This window comes from Mesorhizobium sp. M0522 (assembly GCF_040321085.1).
Taxonomy (GTDB): Bacteria; Pseudomonadota; Alphaproteobacteria; order Rhizobiales; family Rhizobiaceae; genus Mesorhizobium.
Window position 1 is genome coordinate 158458 of record NZ_JAMYQW010000008.1, and the last position, 19617, is coordinate 178074.

General features: G+C 57.0%; 16 protein-coding genes. 1 reads left to right on the forward strand and 15 read right to left on the reverse strand.

Annotated elements, in window-relative coordinates; all coding sequences use genetic code 11:
• Positions 1 to 16: 16 nt before the first annotated feature.
• From NKI58_RS12785 to NKI58_RS12845, 13 genes are all read right to left on the reverse strand, one after another.
• Positions 17 to 1330, reverse strand: a complete 1314-nt coding sequence (locus NKI58_RS12785) for an O-antigen ligase family protein (protein ID WP_352853276.1) — start codon at positions 1328 to 1330, stop codon at positions 17 to 19.
• A 96-nt stretch (positions 1331 to 1426) separates the two neighbouring features.
• Positions 1427 to 2362: a glycosyltransferase family protein gene (locus tag NKI58_RS12790; protein ID WP_352853277.1), complete on the reverse strand. Its 936-nt coding sequence runs from the start codon at positions 2360 to 2362 to the stop codon at positions 1427 to 1429.
• A gap of 593 nt (positions 2363 to 2955) precedes the next feature.
• Positions 2956 to 4101: a polysaccharide pyruvyl transferase family protein gene (locus NKI58_RS12795; protein ID WP_352853278.1), complete on the reverse strand. Its 1146-nt coding sequence runs from the start codon at positions 4099 to 4101 to the stop codon at positions 2956 to 2958.
• Positions 4102 to 4103: 2 nt separating this feature from the next.
• The gene (locus NKI58_RS12800; RefSeq protein WP_352853280.1) at positions 4104 to 5192 is read right to left on the reverse strand and encodes a nitroreductase family protein; all 1089 of its coding nucleotides are present in this window, start codon (positions 5190 to 5192) and stop codon (positions 4104 to 4106) included.
• A gap of 2 nt (positions 5193 to 5194) precedes the next feature.
• A complete protein-coding gene (locus NKI58_RS12805) occupies positions 5195 to 6511 on the reverse strand; it encodes a flippase (RefSeq protein WP_352853282.1) in 1317 nt (438 codons plus the stop codon).
• Between the two features lie 152 nt (positions 6512 to 6663).
• A complete protein-coding gene (locus NKI58_RS12810; RefSeq protein ID WP_352853284.1) occupies positions 6664 to 7950 on the reverse strand; it encodes a glycosyltransferase in 1287 nt (428 codons plus the stop codon).
• Positions 7951 to 8288: 338 nt separating this feature from the next.
• On the reverse strand, positions 8289 to 9242 hold the full coding sequence (locus NKI58_RS12815) for a UDP-glucuronic acid decarboxylase family protein (RefSeq protein WP_352853286.1): 954 nt from the start codon (positions 9240 to 9242) through the stop codon (positions 8289 to 8291).
• Positions 9243 to 9569: 327 nt separating this feature from the next.
• On the reverse strand, positions 9570 to 10328 hold the full coding sequence (locus NKI58_RS12820; RefSeq protein WP_352853287.1) for a glycosyltransferase family 2 protein: 759 nt from the start codon (positions 10326 to 10328) through the stop codon (positions 9570 to 9572).
• A gap of 19 nt (positions 10329 to 10347) precedes the next feature.
• Positions 10348 to 11442 (reverse strand): GDP-mannose 4,6-dehydratase, encoded by a 1095-nt coding sequence (gmd, locus tag NKI58_RS12825; protein WP_352853289.1) that lies wholly within the window; start codon positions 11440 to 11442, stop codon positions 10348 to 10350.
• 143 nt (positions 11443 to 11585) lie between these two features.
• Positions 11586 to 12863, reverse strand: coding sequence for a sugar transferase (locus NKI58_RS12830; RefSeq protein WP_352853291.1), 1278 nt, complete (start codon positions 12861 to 12863; stop codon positions 11586 to 11588).
• Between the two features lie 40 nt (positions 12864 to 12903).
• A complete protein-coding gene (locus tag NKI58_RS12835) occupies positions 12904 to 14223 on the reverse strand; it encodes a UDP-glucose dehydrogenase family protein (protein WP_352853293.1) in 1320 nt (439 codons plus the stop codon).
• A 149-nt stretch (positions 14224 to 14372) separates the two neighbouring features.
• On the reverse strand, positions 14373 to 14936 hold the full coding sequence (gene nusG / locus NKI58_RS12840) for a transcription termination/antitermination protein NusG (protein ID WP_352853295.1): 564 nt from the start codon (positions 14934 to 14936) through the stop codon (positions 14373 to 14375).
• 401 nt (positions 14937 to 15337) lie between these two features.
• Positions 15338 to 15928 (reverse strand): biotin transporter BioY, encoded by a 591-nt coding sequence (locus NKI58_RS12845; RefSeq protein WP_352853297.1) that lies wholly within the window; start codon positions 15926 to 15928, stop codon positions 15338 to 15340.
• A 114-nt stretch (positions 15929 to 16042) separates the two neighbouring features.
• On the opposite strand from NKI58_RS12845, the gene NKI58_RS12850 reads away from it, so the two are divergent.
• The gene (locus tag NKI58_RS12850; RefSeq protein ID WP_352853298.1) at positions 16043 to 16951 is read left to right on the forward strand and encodes an MBL fold metallo-hydrolase; all 909 of its coding nucleotides are present in this window, start codon (positions 16043 to 16045) and stop codon (positions 16949 to 16951) included.
• 13 nt (positions 16952 to 16964) lie between these two features.
• On the opposite strand, the gene NKI58_RS12855 is transcribed toward NKI58_RS12850, so the two are convergent.
• The gene (locus NKI58_RS12855; protein WP_352853299.1) at positions 16965 to 17750 is read right to left on the reverse strand and encodes a DUF1499 domain-containing protein; all 786 of its coding nucleotides are present in this window, start codon (positions 17748 to 17750) and stop codon (positions 16965 to 16967) included.
• Between the two features lie 83 nt (positions 17751 to 17833).
• Positions 17834 to 19462 (reverse strand): fatty-acid--CoA ligase, encoded by a 1629-nt coding sequence (locus NKI58_RS12860; protein ID WP_352853301.1) that lies wholly within the window; start codon positions 19460 to 19462, stop codon positions 17834 to 17836.
• Between the last annotated feature and the right edge of the window lie 155 nt (positions 19463 to 19617).

A 19617-nucleotide genomic window follows, 5' to 3' on the forward strand; every position in this document is an offset into this window, starting at 1 on the left:
TTCCATCTATTTGTGTTCATCGCAGGTGCCTAACACCAAGTCCGCTTGCACCATAAAACTCGCGATGCGGCGCGTTCAGGATTCTTTTTGCGCCGACTAGAGAACCAGCACCAGCAATATACAAATAGACCATCATTGTATGAGAGGAAAATACACCAAGGAACACGGCCTCAAAGACGCTTATGGCGAGAATCAACACAATGCCCGATAAATATAGGTCCACGTGTTCCGTATCCACACGACGATTCCTTAATCTATTAACGTTAAAAGCATATCCGATAGAAGATATAAGAAACATTAGCAAAAATACCAACGCTATCACGCCCCCGCTGGATGCCGCAGATATCCAAGAACTTACGGTAAAATAATACTTAGCCGGCTCTCCGATTGGCTCGCTCCCAATCAAGGGACTTTGAAGAAACTGATTCCATCCTGCGACCCAATACTCAGACCGAGTATCTGAACGCCCTTCCACGAAACGCGATCGAATTAAGTCTGATATTGAATCATAAAAAGAGAAATAAGCCAAGGGTAACGCCAAAATGGATACAATCAACACGTAAACGATACGGCGCCGGTCCAAAAAAACCCGACAACCGATAATAATACACAGCAGCGTCCCAAAAAACCCTAACCGAGATCCTGATTGATACTCGAGAAAAAGGACACACGCCAACATGGCTCCCGCCGACACTCCAACAATGCTTTTTACTCCGTAATGAACGACACAATACAATAGCGCCGGCACGCACAAAGCGCACACCATCGCCAAGTGCTGCGGGTTTGCGGTTACACCGAAAAATCTCCCACTAAACTTGACAGCCGAGCTACCCGGAAAATAGATGTAGGCATACACGTTGCATGACAAAAACAGAATCGAAAATATGTAGATAACCTTTACTACGTGAGGCATGAGGTTTGACCCATCAAAGCTCTCTCGCTCGTAGCGTGATGCACATACTACAAACACTAGTATTTGAATAGCTATCGCGAATGACCCTAAGATAAATATCTCCGAGTTACCATAGAGAAATAGCTTAAAAATAATGAACACGTTAACTGCTGCTATGTACATTGACGCATTGCGCCAGTCTGTACGGCGAATCCCCTTCCCCACCATTAACGTCACGACAACCGCTATCAACATGGCTCCAAGTGACAGATTACGCCCCTGCGCAAAAAGAACTTCAAGCGGAGCATTCATAGGGGGGTATAGCTGACCTTCGAAGTCTTGCGCCTTCGCAAAAGCCGCAAACCAGAGAGCCACACCAGAAGTAGCCGCGACAACCGAGCGCACACCCCGGGAACGGCCTTTCCTTCCATTTACCATAAGAATCCTTGTTCCGAATACGAGTTTGTATAGTTGCGTACATTCCGTCTGATACTTGAAAAATACCTCAATTGGTCAGAAGGTCCTTGACTATAATCAACTCCTTCCTGCCAGACCTGCATTTATAACCTCGATAAAAGTCCGACGCCATTCACCAATCTCGCCGTGGTCTGGACCTATCTGGTCACCGACAATTGACCGTCCTGCGATCAAGACCTCCGCCAACTGCTCAGTGTCCCCATATCTCACTGGAATAAAGGGGATTCCGGACTCGAACGCCAGCCGAGAAACCACTGCCCCCTCACGAGTGATAGGTACCGAGCCCAGTTGTACTGCTCGACCAAAAATGCCGGAGGCCTGATCATATGCGGGATTATAACAGGCCCAGATTAGCTCTGAGGTACTTATCAAACTCAGCAGTTCGGCGTCAGAAAGAAAACGGTCTATCACGACCGCTCCTGTAGCAGAAAGTTTTTTTAACACGCCGCGGGTGTGCGGGTTTGCTGAGCCCGCCACCACAATCTGAGTGTGTTCCTTGATTTCCGGAAACTGCTCCAGAGCGTCGGCAAGGAACTCCAAGCCCTTCCCGGAATTCAGAACGCCGACCGCAGTGCACAGGCGCTTGCGACCTGCCATCGAGCGAAGTTGGGCAGATAGACTGGTCTCCTTCGCAGATAGAACGGATACACCGTCATGCAAGTCCCAATACTCTGGGTCGCGCACACCTGCAGTGGCCACCTGAGCGTATCTGGCCACAACATCGAACGGGGTTATGGCTACAACTGTGAGACCGGGAAGGTGTCGCAAAGCTCTGAAAAGCAGCCATTTTAGACGGTATTTAAGCTTGCCTGGCAAGAAACATTGCTCCGGCCGCAGAAATAACGCGACAGTATTCTTCCCAAGAAGGCTTCTTACTAGAGAGAAACAGACGAATGAAAATAAATGTTCGTCGAGCGTAGCAAACAATAATCTCCTGCAAGATATCAAATTATAAGCCATCTTAGCAGTAATACGCCCAAAAGCTCTTTCCATTCCAAAGATATCACTCAGCGTAATCAGGTATGATTTCCTGTGACCGCCACATGTTTTCACATATACCACTCTCTCGACAGTTTGCAAAAAGCCTAGCTCCGATCTAACAGCCAAGTACCAGTCGCCGTGGAGGCGCGGATCAAATGCGTACGGGAGACCCCCGAAATGGGCATACTCACTCGATCAAGTGTGCCACGCCGGAGGCACCGCGGGCTATGTTACCTCTGAAAATGGGCAAGAAATCTTATGCCGAAGAGATCTGCCCAGAGCCGCATATCTCCTGCTCGCTAGGCCGAAGCATATCATAAAAACTCGACGCAATTGAGCGAGGTCGCATAGAGCGCAGGAAGTGTGGGATAGCGCGCCACTTGATATCCCGTCCCATAGGCAGGCGGGCCATCGATGACCACACAATCAATCGTCAGGTTCAACACCATGCGCGACGGTTGCAACGATCGCTTGATCGTACTATTTCACGCGAGTCTTGTTCAAGGTCGTTACAAGGTCTTGCGTGCGATAAGAGCGAACTATCGTGGCGCGCGAGTCATGCTTGATTTCCGGATGCCCAGTTGAAATGCCAGCACAGACGCAGGTCAGGCAGCCTTGTCAAGAAGCTGGAAAACGTCCTTCCACATCTGCTGCACACCGCCCTTGATTCGCGCCCCGGGCTCTGCGAGTTCATCTGAGAGCGCGGCGCGTTGACTACCGTCGATGAGGGAGCGAAGCCTGGCCTCGAGACCTTCCTCGCTAGCCGACACATCGACCAGCATGTTCTCGCAGCCATAGTCCTCGAACAGAGCCCGGTATTTATGGCTCCAGCCCGTGCCAATCACGGGTACGCCCTGAGACAAGGCGCTGATCAGGGCATGGTAGCGGCTGCCGACCAGTCCGCCGCATTTGCCGATCAGCCCTTTCGCCTCGAGAGGGTCCCCTGCCGTCCATATCTGAATGGGTTCGGAGAGCTGTGCGTTGACATGCTCGGCCAACACTCGATCGCCGGCGCCCTCATGAATCAGGAAGAACGGGGTCATTCCCGCCGACTGAAACACGCTCGCCACTTGCCGCAGAAAACCCGCATAGTTGCCGCTTACGTCACCGCTGGTTTTGTCGACCATCCGCGCGTTTGGCACGATCGCCACTAGTTTCTCGCCTCGCGGAGGATTGGCGGGCGGACGAGCTACCAGCAGATTGGTGAAGTCGGGCGCAAGCCGGATCGATGCACGGCCGCCTACGGCACCGACAAGGTTTTCCATCGAGTATTTATCGCGCGCGAAAATCAGGTCCGCGTGGTCGGCAACGATATTTATTGCGCGGCGAATGCGATCCGTACCAAACGGACCAAGTGCCTGAGGCAGCAGAATGAGGCGCTTGCCCGCGCGCTTCCAAGCGACGGCCCGGCGGGCCAAATCCTCGGTATGCTGCGGGCCCCATTGGTCCGAATAGGCTAGGCCGGCGGCGTCGAGGATCACATCCACCTCCGCGCCCGTCACGAATCCGAAACGATGACGCAACTTGCCCGGGGCGAGCTCGACGATCTTGCCGAGATCGATCCCACGTCGGACTAGCTCCGCCCTGTGCCAAAGACCATATCGCGCCCGGAGTTCATATGGGCTGGTGGCATCGGGCGCCATCGCAACCCGCGCAGCGGGGTACCGCGCCTTCACTTCCTGTGAGGCCGCGATGAGCATCATCGCCGCCCCCTTGTTCTCAAATCCGGCTTTTCTGATTTCAAATGTCAAGGTCATAGCGCTTGAAGCAAGAGGTCCGCCCCTTTTTTCTGAGAGTATGGTATCAGACCGTCCCGGTCGGCGTAGCCCACCGCAATGAACATGATCACCCGCTCATGAGTCTCCAATCCCACGGCCGCCTGCAAGGCTCTTTCGCGTTCGTCGACATCGGGCCAGTTGATTGCGCAGGTCGACAGGCCCAGTGTCTGGAAGGCGAGCATCAACTGAGCCGAAGCGAGGGACGAGTCGATATAGACCAAGTGCCTGTCACGCTCATGTACATAGTAGGAGAGGTCTCCCACAACGAGGATCAGACATGGGATGTTTTTCGAAAAACCGCCCGTCCCGCCGGCAAGGGATGCAATGTGAGCGGCCTTTTCCGGATCCCGGAACAATAGGAACGAATAGGGCTGGCGGTTGCAGGCGGAGGAAGCAAGAGAGGCCGCCGAAATGGCCTTCTCGATGAGATCCTCAGGAACCGGCGCGGGAGAATACCATCGAACCGAGCGCCGTTCCGAAAACAGTGCATACAGCTGATCGAAGCTGATGTCGCTGCGTGTACGGCTAGAGCTTGGATAAGGCACGAAGCTTGGTGTCGGCGCCTGACCTGGCCATGCGAGGAAACGCTCCTTTGCCTTCTTGATCCTGGGCGTCTCGGCAACTATCGAGAAATAGGTCGTCAGCACGTCCGCTGCCCATTTCAGCTCATCGCGGTCGAGCGCTGTTCCAGCCGCGCCGCGCAGGAACAGAGATACGGTGGCCTCGATGTAATCCTCCGCAAATACGGCCCTCCTTGGGCGCATGATCAGCCCCTTCTCAACGCGATGTATGTTGCGGCGCAGCTGCGACGAGCTCCTCTGGACGGCGATGTCGCTGTTCAGATTGGCAACGATCCCAGACAGAACGGCGCGATGCTCCCGATAGAAGCGACTGCTGAAAAACGTGAAATAGACCGACGCAAGGAACCCGCTGCGACTCGCGGGCCGGATCAATCCGGCGCGCAGGCGGTCGAGCATGACCACGAAAAGCGCCCGAGCAGCCTGGCGGGGAGAACGTCTTGCGAACCTCTGGAAACGTGCCGCTTTGTCGATGAACTCGGTCATCTTCAGCCATTCCTCAATTTTCGGTAGAGTGTCATTAGTTTTCCGATGCCCCGCCATGGTTGAAGCAACGATCTGGTCATCATGCGGAAGATCGGCTGTGTGTCGGGGGACAAGAGCAAGGCGAAGTAGGATGCGGCCGCGTAGGAGATAAGGGTCGCAGCTGCCGCTCCTATGCCCCCAAATTGGGGAATGAGGACCAGGTTCAGCCCGACGTTGAGCAACGCCCCAGCGCCCTGAGTCATCATAGAGAACTTGGCCATGTTCTTGATGATCATCCAGCGACTAAACCCTTGGCGCAGGAATATGAATGGCAACGACAATACATGGACCAGAAAGATCGGGACGGCGGGGGAATAGGATGGACCCATGGCGAGATTGATTGCCAGAGGGCCTAGAGCCAACAGTCCGACCAGCACAATCAGTGCTGAGGTCGCGAGGATGTCGAACACATCCTGCAAGCGTTCCGCGAATGCCTCGGGGTCTCCGGCATTGATCTGTACGAGTCTGGGAAATGCCGTTCCGGCGATCGCCGCCGGAATGAAATAAAGTGACTCGGAGAGGAGCGACGCGATCGAATATATGCCGACCGTCTCGGGGCCTTGCATGGCCCGCAGCATCACTTGATCTATCTTGAGATAGATGACTGCGAATATGGACCCGACGAAGATCATCACGCTCTCGCCAAGCATGGCCCTGGCCCGCTTCCGCGAGAAGGACCAGGTGCCTGGCGCCGGCCCTCCATGCCGCAGGAACATCAGGACCAGCAGTACGGCCCCGGCCGCGATGCCCAAGGTCTGCCCCACTCCCACGGCGACCACTCCCGCCCCGGCGAGCACGGCGCCCACCTTGAAAGCTCCTCCTGCTATTACGCCGACGAAGTTGGAAACCACGGCATAACGCGCCTCGACGCGCGAGCGGAACCAATTGCCCAGCACGGCGCTGACGGGCTGAATCGCAACGGCAAGGCTCGCCAGGACGAAAAGCCAACGTTCCGCGGGAAGATTGCGAGGCATCAGCAGCCCGAACATCAGGAGCCCCAAGGCGGCCAGACCAAAGCCGGCCCCCTTCATGACGAACGCAACGCCGAGCGTTTCGGATTGCATCCGAGGCTCGGCGAGCAGTTCGCGGATCAGGAGTCCATCCAGGCCCATATGACCGATGACGCCGAACAGGGCGACCATGGACATGACATAGGCGTACATTCCAAAATCCTCGGGCCCCAGATATCGCGCGACGACGACTGTGACCAGAACTCCCATGACACGGCCAACGACGGTGTCGGCCATCATCCACGCGCTATTGAGGAAATAGATCTTCATTCAATGGACCCGGCATGCGCGGGTGCCAAGGACCGTATAGCCTTGCAGGGGTACGCCGCCAGGCAGGCAATCCGGCGGGATGCCGAGAACGCTCCGCGCCGCGATTATAGGGCACGCGCCAATCCTCACCCCTTCAGGATGGTCACCGCGGGTCATCCTTGATTGCCACTCAATAAAGATTCATACAGGTCAATATGGAGACGGGCGATAGCCTCTGGTGAGTATCGGTCGATTACGGCGGCGCGTGCTCTCAATCCAAAATTCTGTAACAATGGAACTGGCAGGCCCCGTGCCGTCTCAACAGCGGCCACTACTGCGTCAGCGTCACCGTGCTTTGCTAGCCATCCGGTCTGCCCGTGGCTGATGATCTCCTCGGCTGGCGTCTTGACGAGCCCGATGACGGGAGTTCCGCAGGCCATTGCCTCGACCGTGACCTTGCCGAACGACTCCTGAAGTGAGGGCATCACGAACACGTCAGCCGCCGAGTATATCTGGTTAAGAATGACATCGTCGCGGATGAGGCCAAAACCTGTACAGTTTTCAGGTACCGGATCGACCAAATCTGCAAGTCCGTTGCCAAATAAACACCAGTGAACATTCTTGTCACCTCGGTAAACGTTGAGCATGTGACGCATGATATCCGCACCTTTGCGTGGATCAGCCAAATTCAAGGCACCGGACGCGATTACGAATTTGTTCGCTGGGAGTCCCAACGCGCTACGCGCCTGCGCCTTGTCCATTGCGCGAAGCTGGCTCATTTTCACGCTGTTTGGGATCACATATATATCGCGCTCGCGCAGAACCGTGCTCTTTCGGGCCTGCTCGGCGATCGTCTCGCTGATCGCGACGAACACCGATTGAGCCCCGTAATGCTTGGCCTTGAACGCAACATCGCCGGATGTAATCGTCTCGTCCCCTCCACCCAAAAGTGGGCACTGACCACAACCGCTGGCATATTTTTCGCAAGTACCTGAGAAGTGACACCCGCCGGTAAAGGGCCACATGTCGCGCAGCGTCCAGACCACCGGCCGCCTTTCGCGTCTAATTGCGCGCCAGAATGCCGGCCCAAGCGTGGGCGCGTGGGCCCACTGGATGTGGATAATATCTGCTTGCCGATATTCTGGGGAATTGTGGAGATGGAGGCCGTAGGAGATGGGGTGGAAACTCGCAGGGATCTCGCCGAACCGCCGCATCAAATACCACATGTAGAGACGGTTCTTAACACCCACAGGAATACGCTGCAGCAGAGGAACTCTCCTGGCGCACAAGCCCTCCGGAAGGTCCGGCTCAACCCTCCCTAGGATGCGCGAACGAACTCCTGCATTCATTAGGGCTTCGTGTACCGCGCGAGTTCCTCGACCCGCACCAGAGTTGAGGGCACCGCCAATAATCTGAACAACATTCATGGTGTTCGAACTTCCATGCGACAGCCGTCCCATTCGTTGCGCCTGATTGGAGCCGGCCTCACTCTCAAGTCAGCCTGCCATTGTTTCGAGTTAAGGCGCGGTGCGGCTGAGTATGCTGCACAAACGGCTCGTGCGGTTCGTGCAGCGAACTCGTCGACGCTTCGCCGATCCATTCGTGTGCCGCTCGGCGCAACAGCCGGTCCCACCATCCAGCGCCCGTCAGACGCGTTGGCCGTGCGCATCAGCCCTGAACGCGCATCTGTCAGCGACCTAACGAATCATCGAACCTTGGAACCTCGCCGCACAAAATTGTCCCCACCGCCCCTTGGCACCACGTGATTTAACATCCGTTGAGACAATTTATACGGCAATTATACAAGAGACTTGAAGTATTCCGTTGTTTTTCTTAACCCATCGTCTAATTTAACTTTCGGCTCCCATTTAAGTGTCTCTTTGGCCAACGAAATATCCGGGCGGCGGCGGGTCGGATCATCGGCAGGTAGGGCCTGATGAACTACTTTGGAACGCGAGCCGGTGATTTTCAGAACAGCTTCTGCTAGTTCCACCATCGTGTGCTCAACTGGGTTGCCTAAATTGATAGGTCCGGTGACTGCCGCATCGGTATCCATCAACAGCTCAAATGCTTCGATAAGATCGTCGACATAGCAAAATGAGCGAGTTTGGCTCCCGTCGCCGTATAGGGTAATGTCTTCACCGACCAAGGCTTGCGATACGAAGTTTGAGACGACCCTGCCGTCCTTTAGGTGCATGCGGGGACCATAGGTATTGAATATTCGCGCAACTTTAATTCCTACCCCATGTTGCCTGTGATAGTCGAAAAATAACGTTTCGGCACACCGCTTTCCCTCGTCGTAGCAAGAACGCGTGCCAATCGGGTTAACGTTTCCCCAATATGCCTCGGTTTGCGGATGCACGACCGGGTCTCCATACACTTCGCTGGTTGAAGCCTGCATGATTTTACACTTCAAGCGCTTAGCCAGGCCGAGCATATTGATCGCCCCGTGTACGGAGGTTTTCGTCGTTTGCACCGGATCGTGCTGATAGTGGATTGGTGACGCAGGGCAAGCCAAATTATAGATTTCATCCACTTCGACATATAGCGGGAAACATACATCGTGGCGCATAAATTCAAAACGTGGATGATTGTGAAGATGGTCAATGTTTCGCTTTGTGCCTGTAAACAGATTGTCCACGCAAATAATCTCGTGACCTTGGGATAACAGCCTGTCTATCAAATGAGAACCCAGAAATCCGGCGCCACCAGTCACTAGAATGCGCTTTCGGCTATCATAAATACGGGCCATTGTACCTTACTCGTTAAGGTTAGATGTCGCTGAAGCAATCCGGCTCAGCTCGGTCCGCCCTGTGTCTGGCAGATAAACCATTCATTATGCGCATTGACGCCGATGAAGAGCCAATTGCCAGCCTATCCACCCAAATCCTGGCATGCAGAAACCGGCCGTTGGCGTCGTTGTCTCCAGTTCTCGCAGCGGATATAACGCGCCCTGCGGTGTTCTGCCGCCGTCCAGCGATAGCGCCTAGGCCCAGAACGAAATCTGATTCGATCATGGCTTGGTTGCCGGGCACCCGGATGTTTCAGTACCGCTGAAGTGAAGTCAGCGCGACGCAAGCTACGACCCAACTCGTGCTGCAATGAACTGACCGACCTTCCGAGCTGGCTTCGCGACCAGCGCATAATCGACCGGACCAGAACCGAGCCATTTGCGCCTTGACTGCAAGGCTTCGATGTTATGGGCTACATGAGACCGAATGCCCTTGGTACTTTTGCCGCCTTGCATCATGTCGATCATAACGTGATCGATAAGAACGGATCTGAATCCGAACAACTCAATAGCACGGAGCATCCAGTCGTAGTCAGCCGCGACCTTCAGTTTGAGGTCAAAGTCGCCCACGGCCTCGGCCACTGTTCGCCTCACATAGAATGTAGGATGAGCGGGCATCCATCCGATCCGAAAGCCTTTCGAAGGCTTTGGAGTCGCTCGCCATCGACGCACGACGTGCTTGGTCATGTGATTTTCGACAAAATTCAGACTCCCATGCGCAACATCAGCTTCCTGCAACGCCTCGGAGATTCTGCTCAGCGCGAAGCGATCATGATAGCAGTCGTCCGAATTCAAGACTCCAATCGCGTCTCCGGTGTACAAGCGCAGTCCCTTGTTCAGCGCATCATACATACCCCGATCTGGCTCACTCAGCAGACGCATTTTTTCCTGTGGATAGGAACGGACAATACTCAATGTTTCATCCGATGACGCGCCATCGACCACGATTAGCTCCTTGCCTTCGTGGCTTTGGGAAAAAAAGCTGTCAAGCGTATGTCTGATTGTCGCTGCTGAGTTCCAGCAAACGGTTAGGACCGAGATTTTCATTTCAGGCAAGTGCACGGCACTACTGTGCCGCTACTCGAATACGATCTTCGTCCAAACGGCGATGCTGAAATTCTTGCCTAACCGCTTCCCGGTCCGACGCAACCATCTCTTGCACCATGGCGGCCAGAGATGTTGTGGCTTTCCAGCCGAGGATTCTCTCTGCTTTCGAGGGGTCACCGATCAAAAGCTCCACCTCGGTTGGCCTGAAGTATCGCGGGTCGACTTCGACCAAAACGCCACCAGATTTTATATCGATTCCTTTTTCATCGATACCCGAACCAACCCATTCAATTTCGATACCGACCTCGGAAAAAGCGAGTTCTACAAAGCGACGAACCGAATTCTTTACTCCAGTAGCCAAAACATAATCGTCGGGCGAATCCTGCTGGAGAATCCGCCACATCCCTTCAACGTAGTCGCGCGCATGCCCCCAGTCGCGTTCGGCCGAGAGATTGCCGAGATAAAGCCTGTCCTGCAGCCCTAAGCTTATCGCCGCGGCAGCGCGGGTGATCTTACGCGTCACAAACGTCTCGCCCCGCAAAGGACTCTCGTGATTGAACAAAATCCCGTTAGAGGCGTGGATACCGTATGCTTCCCGGTAATTTACCGTGATCCAATACGCATAGATCTTCGCAGCTGCATACGGTGACCGAGGATAAAACGGCGTTGTTTCCTTCTGTGGAACCTCCTGCACCTTCCCGTAAAGTTCGGAAGTCGATGCCTGATAGAAGCGCGTCTTTTTTGCCAGGCCAAGCAGCCGGATGGCTTCAAGCAGGCGCAACGTGCCGATCGCGTCGGCATTTGCCGTGTATTCCGCGGTCTCGAAACTCACCTGGACATGCGATTGTGCGGCGAGATTGTAGATCTCGTCCGGCTGCACTTCCTGGACGATGCGGATGAGATTGGTGGCGTCGGTCATGTCGCCATAGTGCAGCGACAGCCTTACGTTCTTTTCATGCGGATCCTGGTAGAGATTATCGATACGGCCGGTATTGAAAGAGGACGACCGCCGCTTGATGCCGTGGACATCATAGCCCTTTGCCAAAAGAAGTTCCGCCAGATAGGCGCCATCCTGGCCGGTGATGCCGGTAATGAGTGCGGCTTTCCTAGTCATTGTGCTTCTCCGGTGTAGATAGGACTATATTCTTAACGATGATCAGCGTGACTTTGGACACTACAAAATACCCACTTCAAAAACTGAATATGTGAGGGCTCGTGAGCGGCTTGGCTACTCGACTAGCGATCTCTATCGCCTTGTCAACGCGCGCCAAATCCCGTCAACATGGTTTGGATGGTACGAAACACAATCACCACGTCGAGCCAGGGGGAGAAATTCTTGATGTAGTAGAAGTCGTAGTGAAGTTTTTCCAGAACATCGTCGACGGCCGCAACGTGGCCCTGGTTGACTTGCGCCCATCCGGTAATGCCAGGCGGTACGATGTGCCGGTATCGATAGAACGGCAGCTCCGCCTCATACCAGTTCGAGAGCACGAGTGCCTCCGGCCGCGGACCGATCCAGCTCATCTCTCCGCGCAGGATGTTGAAGGCCTGCGGCAATTCGTCGATCCTGGATTTTCTCAAGAACTGTCCCAAGCGGGTGATGCGCTCGTCGCCTGCCTTCGTGATCGCCGCTTCCTTCTCGTCGCCAACGATATCGCTGAGTTTCATCGTCCGAAACTTGTAGACCTCGTAAGGTTGTCCTCTGTAGCCCATTCGCTTCTGTTTAAACAGCGCCGGTCCAGGTGAATCGACCTTTACGGCAACGGCCACGAACAACAGCAACGGCGAGAACACAATAAGCACAAACAACGCGGAAGCCCAGTCTATCGCCTGCTTTATCTTAAGGTAGGCCTGGTTTGGGTTCAGGGAGCCTAGGGTGTTTTCAGAAAGATGCTCGATCTCTACCCTGCCGGTGAGCGATTCGCTGATTTGCTTGACATGGTAGACCGGCGTTCCCGAGAGAGCGCGATCGGCGATATACCGCTCCCACTCATCCGAAAGGTCGGCTCGAAGATCGGCCACCACGCCGCTCGCGTGCTCGACAAGCGTGCTGGGCGAATGAATCCTGTGCCAGCTCGCACCTGGTATACTCTCCAGCCTGTCGACGTCTCCGCCGGGAATTATCGCCAGCCGGTATACATCCAGCCTACGCGTCGCCAGGCTCAAGCCAAAATACCACAATGTCGACTGAATGAAGCTCGCTGCCGCCTGGAAGCGGCTGTATTCGAATCTGAAGAAGAAGATGATCGCGAACACGAGGCCGTAAGTCAGGGCAAACGTTGGCAAGATGTAACCAGCCGCTGCAACGCCCGGGAAATTGCCGATGCGCTTGTAAAACAGATAACCTGTCGTGTGGGCGATGAACGCCGCCAAGATCGTAACCTGCATGTTCGATTGCCAGATCACTTGTTGATCAACCGGCAGGCGTAACAACGCAGGCAGCAGGATGGCGAATGTCAATCCGCCAAGCAGTTGAAAGCGCATCCGGAGCAGGAGGTGCCTTCGGTTGGGTAGATGGATAGTGGTGGTGTTCAAATTGAATCCCGCGAACCGGGCCCTGTGAAAACCTTTACGGTCATTTGATAAAGTGCTGGTCTCGGCCAACGCTCGAATAGGCTATGCCTTCCTTCACGACGTCCTCGCCGCGGTAGACATTTCGCAGATCAACCATCACCGGCGTCGCCATAAGTGCACGGAGCCGCTTCAGATCCAATGACCGAAACGCGTTCCACTCGGTGACGATGACGATCGCATGCGAGCCATCGGCTACTGCGTAGGCGCTTTCCCCGAATTCAATGCCCTCGATCATCTTGCGCGCCTGCTCCATGCCGACGGGATCATACGCTTTGACCGAAGCGCCCGCATCCTTGAGCGCCTGAATGATGGCCAATGACGGGGCATCGCGCATATCGTCGGTGTTCGGCTTGAACGTAAGGCCGAGGATACCGATGGTCTTGCCGCGGACCGAGCCGCCGCAGGCCTCGACCACCTTGCGAGCCATCGCCCGTTTCCGCTGGTCATTTATCGAGACCGTCGTTTCAATAAGCCGCACTGGGCTTGCCGCGTCCTGCGCGGTCTTGACCAGCGCCAGCGTATCTTTCGGGAAACAGGAGCCGCCGTAGCCCGGCCCGGCGTGAAGAAACTTTGCGCCGATGCGATTGTCCATGCCGATGCCGCGCGCGACATCCTGCACATCGGCCCCTAGCCGCTCGCAGAGATCGGCTATTTCGTTGATGAAGGTGATCTTCATGGCCAGAAAGGCGTTGCCAGCATATTTGGTAAGCTCAGCCGTACGCCGGCTCGTATAGAATATCGGCGCGACATTCAACGAGAGTGGACGGTAGATCTCGCCTATGACGGCTTTAGCCCTTTCGGCATCGGTCCCGACAATAATGCGGTCGGGCCGCTTGAAATCCTCGATCGCCGATCCTTCGCGAAGAAATTCCGGATTGGAGACCACCGCAAAATCAGCGGCGGGATTTTGCTCGCGAATGATTCGTTCCACCTCATCGCCAGTACCGACGGGGACGGTCGATTTCGTCACCACGACCGTAAACCCCTTGAGTGCGCGACCAACTTCGGCGGCCGCGTCGTAGACGAAGGACAGGTCGGCATGGCCATCGCCACGCCGTGATGGCGTGCCCACGGCAATGAAGACGACATCCGATTGAGAAACGGCATCCGCCAGATTGTCGTCGAAACGCAAGCGGCCTTGCGCGGTGTTGGTGGTGACGAGGTCGTCAAGCCCCGGCTCGTAGATCGGTATCTTGCCGAGTTTGAGCATGGCAAGCTTTTCCGCATCACGATCGACGCAGCAGACCTGATGGCCAAAGTCGGCGAAACAGGCGCCCGAGACGAGCCCTACATAGCCGGCACCGATCATTGTTATTCGCATACCGCGTACCCTCAATCAGCGCCGATGAGACGAGATCTCGCCAGACAGCGCCTATTTCCCACCGAAGAACGGCTACCGCACTCCCGGGTGAAAACCCGAGAGCGCATCCTATAACAATTTACATCACGACGCCGCCTCGATGTTTGCGGCTACGCGATTGCTACGAGATCCCTAGCATCCAAGTCGACAGGGATTTCGCCATTCATGATGGCCACCAGAACCCGGGCTCTTCCCGCTGGATCGAGCCGGTCAAGGCGACCGATCGTTTCCGCGAGAGGGCCCGAAAGGATTCGGACCGAGGCACCCGCTGCGAGGCCTCCACTGAAATCAAGCAGCCCGTCCTTACCGGTCAATGCAATGAAACGCTCTACCAGACCCGAGGGGACCGGCAAAGGCCGGTCGCCTTGCGTGACGAGGGAGCGCACACCGAATGTTCCATTGACCGAGCGCCAACGTTGCAGTCCGAGGTCAAGGGCGATGAACATATAGCCCGGGAAATAGGCCGCCGAACGTGTTTCGAGACGCCGGGCATGACGCACGGTTTTCTCGCAGCGAGGCACAAACGGCTGAAATCCCTGCATCCGGAGATGGCGTTCGGCGACATGCTCCTTCCCGGGAAAGACGCTGGCCGCGTACCAGCGGATTGCCGGCGCGGCGGTCGTCTCTGGCGACAGGGCGGTCGCGTTGGTCGTTGTTTTTTCCGCGCTACTCACGTGTCTTCCTTCGGCGGTCGGCGGCATGATCTCAGGTCAACGGTTACGACAGTGTGTGGATACCAGCAAGCAACCAAGCCACTAGAGTCAAGGCGGTTGGGTTAAGAATTTCCTACACATTGTCCAGAAATTTAGCTGTGCCTAAATAATCATCGAGCCGCTTTCTTTTTCAGCTGGCTGAGATGCTGTGTCGAGCAATTTATTTCCGTGCGTAGGTGCTTGGTACGCTGGTCGTGACGAATCGCCCGTTGGTTCTGGTACTTAGTCCGTCGACTTGAAGCTAATGTGACGGATGGCGTCGCGCACAAGCCTGCCACCAGCGACAAGGATCCTGCACGGCCACACCAACTACGGCGAAAAATCACTGTCGCGCAGAACAGGTTATCACCGCTCGACCGGCTTCACGAACGCCTCAACAGCGACCAGACAGCCGGCACCAGGCTCGCGGCCAGCGCAACCTTGATCAGATCACCGACGATAAAGGGCACCACCCCGAACTGCCAGGACTTTTCCGGGCCGATCAACAGCGCCAGCCAGGCAAAGCCCATTGCCATCATGACGATCTCGGCCACCAGCATGGCATTGAAGAGCTTGATAGGATGGCGATCCCAGCCACGGTCGGCAGCCCAGCCGACGATCGCCGCCATGACGACGAATCCGGCTAGATAACCGCCGGTCGAACCGAGCATGTAAGCGATACCGATGCCCTTTTCGGGCGTGCTCTGGAAGACCGGAAGGCCCAACGCGCCCTCGGCCATGTAGAGAAGCAGCGTTGCGACGCCAAGGCGCATGCCGAAGGCGGCAGCGATCAGCAAGACGGCGAGCGTCTGCATCGAAATATCGACCGGTCCGAGCATGACCTTGGTCTTGGCAGACAAGATCAGCAGCAGCGTTCCGGCGATCGCCAGCAAAAGCTGTCCCGCCAGCCGGGCCGTGCCTTTTTCGGGCAAAGCGAGAGAAATGAGCGGACGCATCGTCGTTGCAATTGCCATGGTCTTCCCCGTTCCGGATTGCCGCCGAACGCGGCCTTGCGTTTTCCTATATTGGCTTCCGTGGTATGCGGCAATCGGTTTTGCCCTCACCCCAAAAAAGGTCGCGACGTTCGCATGGCGCTGAAATTCGATACACGCTTCGATCCGGCCTATGGCCAGGGCGTAGCCGTTGCGCCTGGTATTCAGCGCGTCACCGCCAGGAACTCCAGCCCGTTCACCTTTCACGGAACCAACAGCTATATCGTCGGGCGCGGGACGCTGGCGGTGATCGATCCCGGACCGGATGACGAGGCACATCTTCGAACACTGCTCGAAGCGATCGGGACCAGGCCGGTCAGCCATATCTTCATCAGCCACACGCATCGCGACCATTCGCCGCTGGCGGCTCGGTTAAAGCAGCATACGGGTGCGGTAGTTCTGGCGGAGGGCCGGCATCGCCCGGCGCGGCCGTTGCGCACCGGCGAGGTCAATCCACTCGATGCCAGCGCCGACACCGACTTTGTTCCTGATATTGCGCTGCCGGACGATATGGTGATCGACGGTGACGGCTGGGCGATCCGGACGGTGCTGACGCCCGGCCATACCGCCAATCACGCGGCCTTCGCGCTGGAGGGAACCGGCATCCTTTTCTCGGCCGATCACGTCATGGCATGGTCGACTTCCATCGTCGCGCCGCCGGACGGCGCCATGGCCGACTACATGACATCGCTCGATCGGCTGATCGAACGCGACGACCGGCTGCTGTTGCCCGGTCACGGCGGGCCGGTGACCGAGCCGCGCAACTTCGTGCGCGAGTTGAAAACACATCGCAAAATGCGTGAACGGGCGATTCTGGAGCGAATCAACAGCGGCGACCGGACGATCAAGGACATGGTGGAGGCGATCTATCGAGACACCGACCCGCGCCTGCATGGGGCGGCCGGCCTGTCGGTGCTTGCCCATCTTGAAGACCTGGTGGCGCGCGGTCTGGTCCACACCGACGGGGCGCCGGCCATAGACGGCATCTATTCGCCGGCAACGTAGTACGCTTCGGGTATCATTCCGCCGGCGCCACGCCCGCCTGGCCGGCGACTTCCTGGTCGAGTTCGGCAAGGAAGTCGGTGATGCGCGCTGCATTGTCGCCAAGGTCATGGCGGCTGTAACGCGAGGCCGAGCGCATATCGACGATGACCACATCGCCATCGTCCGTCACGCGGATGGCGACATCGGCGGGAAGGCCAAGCAGGAAGCTCTTGGCCAGCGCATCGACCGTCACGTCGCTTTGCCCTGCCGCGTCTGGAAACGGCGCCGTGAGCTGCCAGCCGCGCCGATCGAGCACGGTTTTGACCGCCTCCAGAACGCGATCGAAAGGCAAGGTGTAGGTGCGTCCTGTAACGAGCGGATAAGCTTCGATTTGCAGGCGCTGCTCGCCGGGCGTCGGCGGCAAAAGCTCGTTCATGTCCTTTGTCCGGGTAGAAATATCGAGCACCGGCGGGTCGTCCAGATCCGTCGAGATGTCGCGCAGCGGCGGATAGGTCGCCGCCCAATAGGCCGCGACGCCGTAAGGGATGAGCACCAGAACCGCCAGCAAGGCGCCGACGGTCAAGTCATGGCCGCCCAGATCCCCGAAATTCCACAATCGCGCAAAGGCAAACCCGGCGAACAGAAGCGCAAACGCGGCCAGCATGGCGACAATGCCGAGCACCCACAGGAATGCGGACGTCTCGACGAGATCATATCGGTGGCCGATGAGTACCGTCAGCAGCAGGACCGCCGAAAACGCGCCGGCGCGCCGCGACCAACCGGCAGCCCTCGACGTCTGTCGCTCGGGAATTCCCGTCATTGGTTTCCGCGCTGCCCCAACCCGAACACAGGCATAGTGCCTTTCATCGGCGGCTTGAAGGCGCAAAGACGCCGCATCTCCGGTCAATCCGTCGGCAGGTGATAATCCCGGAACTGCTGGCGCAAGGTAATCTTCTGGATCTTGCCGGCAGCGGTGTGTGGAATTTCGCCGACAAAAGCGACGTCGTCCGGCATCCACCACTTCGCCACCTTGCCGTCCATGAAAGCGAGGATGTCCGTCTTGGTCGGCTCCCTACCCGGCTTGCGCACGACCACGAGCAAAGGCCGCTCGCCCCATTTCGAATGCGGAATGCCGATGGCGGCGGCCTCCGCCACATCGGGATGGCCGACCGCGAGGTTCTCGAGCTCGATGGTCGAGATCCATTCGCCGCCCGACTTGATCACGTCCTTGGCGCGATCGGTGATCTGCATGTAGCCGCCGGGATCGATGTGCGCGACATCACCAGTATCGAACCAGCCGTCTTGATCGAACTGTTCGGATCCGATGCCGCCATAATAGGCGCGCGCGACGGCCGGCCCGCGGACCTTGAGCCGGCCGAAGGTCTTGCCGTCCCATGGCAGTTCGTTGCCGGCGTCGTCCGTCACCTTCATTTCGATGCCGAACGGTGTAAAGCCTTGTTTCTGCTGGACGCCGAGGCGGGCCTCGCCCTTCAGCCCGGCGTAATCCGGCTTCAGGGTACACAGCGTGCCGAGCGGCGACATCTCGGTCATGCCCCAGGCGTGGACGACCTGGACATCGTAACTGTCCTGGAACTTCGTCGTGATCGCGCGTGGACAGGACGCACCGCCGATGACGACTTTCTGCAGATAGGGAAGTTTCTTGCCGGTCTCTTCCAGATACTGGAGGAGCATCATCCACACCGTCGGCACGGCGGCGCTGAAGGTCACCTGCTCGGTGTCGAGCAACTCATAGAGCGAAGCGCCATCCATCTTGCAACCGGGCATGACCAGCTTGGCGCCCACCATCGGCGCGCTCTGGGCAAGGCCCCAGGCATTGGCGTGGAACATCGGCACGACCGGCAATATGGTATCGCGCGACGACAGGCCCATGGCGTCGGGCATGGCGGCGATCATTGCGTGCAGCACGTTCGAACGATGGCTGTAGAGTACGCCTTTCGGGTCGCCCGTGGTGCCCGAGGTGTAGCACATACCGGCGGCGGTGTTTTCGTCGTATGTCTTCCAGGCGAAGTTGCCGTCGGCTTCAGCAAGCCATTCTTCGTACGCAACCACATTGGGCAGCGCAGTCTCCGGCATATGCGCGTTGTCGGTCAGCACGATAACCTGCTTCAGCGACTTGACCGCGCCGGCGATCTTTTCGAGCAGCGGCAGGAAGGTCAGGTCGACGAAGATCGCCTTGTCCCCGGCATTGTTCATGATCCAGGTGATCTGCTCGGGAAAGAGCCGCGGGTTGAGCGTGTGATAGATGGCACCGACACCCATGATACCGTACCAGGCCTCGATGTGGCGCGCGGTGTTCCAGGCCAGGGTCGCGATGCGGTCGCCAAGCCCGAAACCGTCACGTTCGAGCCGCCCGGCGACCTTCAGGGCACGATTATGGATTTCGGCATATGTGCTGCGTACGATCGGCCCCTCGATCGAGCGCGACACGATCTCGCGTCTGCCGTGCTGCCTCTCGGCGTTGTCGATCAGCTTGTGGCAAAGCAGCGGCCATTCCTGCATCAGCCCGAGCATCTGTTCCTCCCGTTATTTTTTTCCCATTGTGGGACGAACCGGCGGATTGTCCAGCCAGAACCGGGCTGGAGCGGTGCATGGAGCCGAATGAGGCGGAATTCGCCACAATCCGGCCATGCTCGGCGTTAACGTTGATTAACGGGCGGGGCGCGATT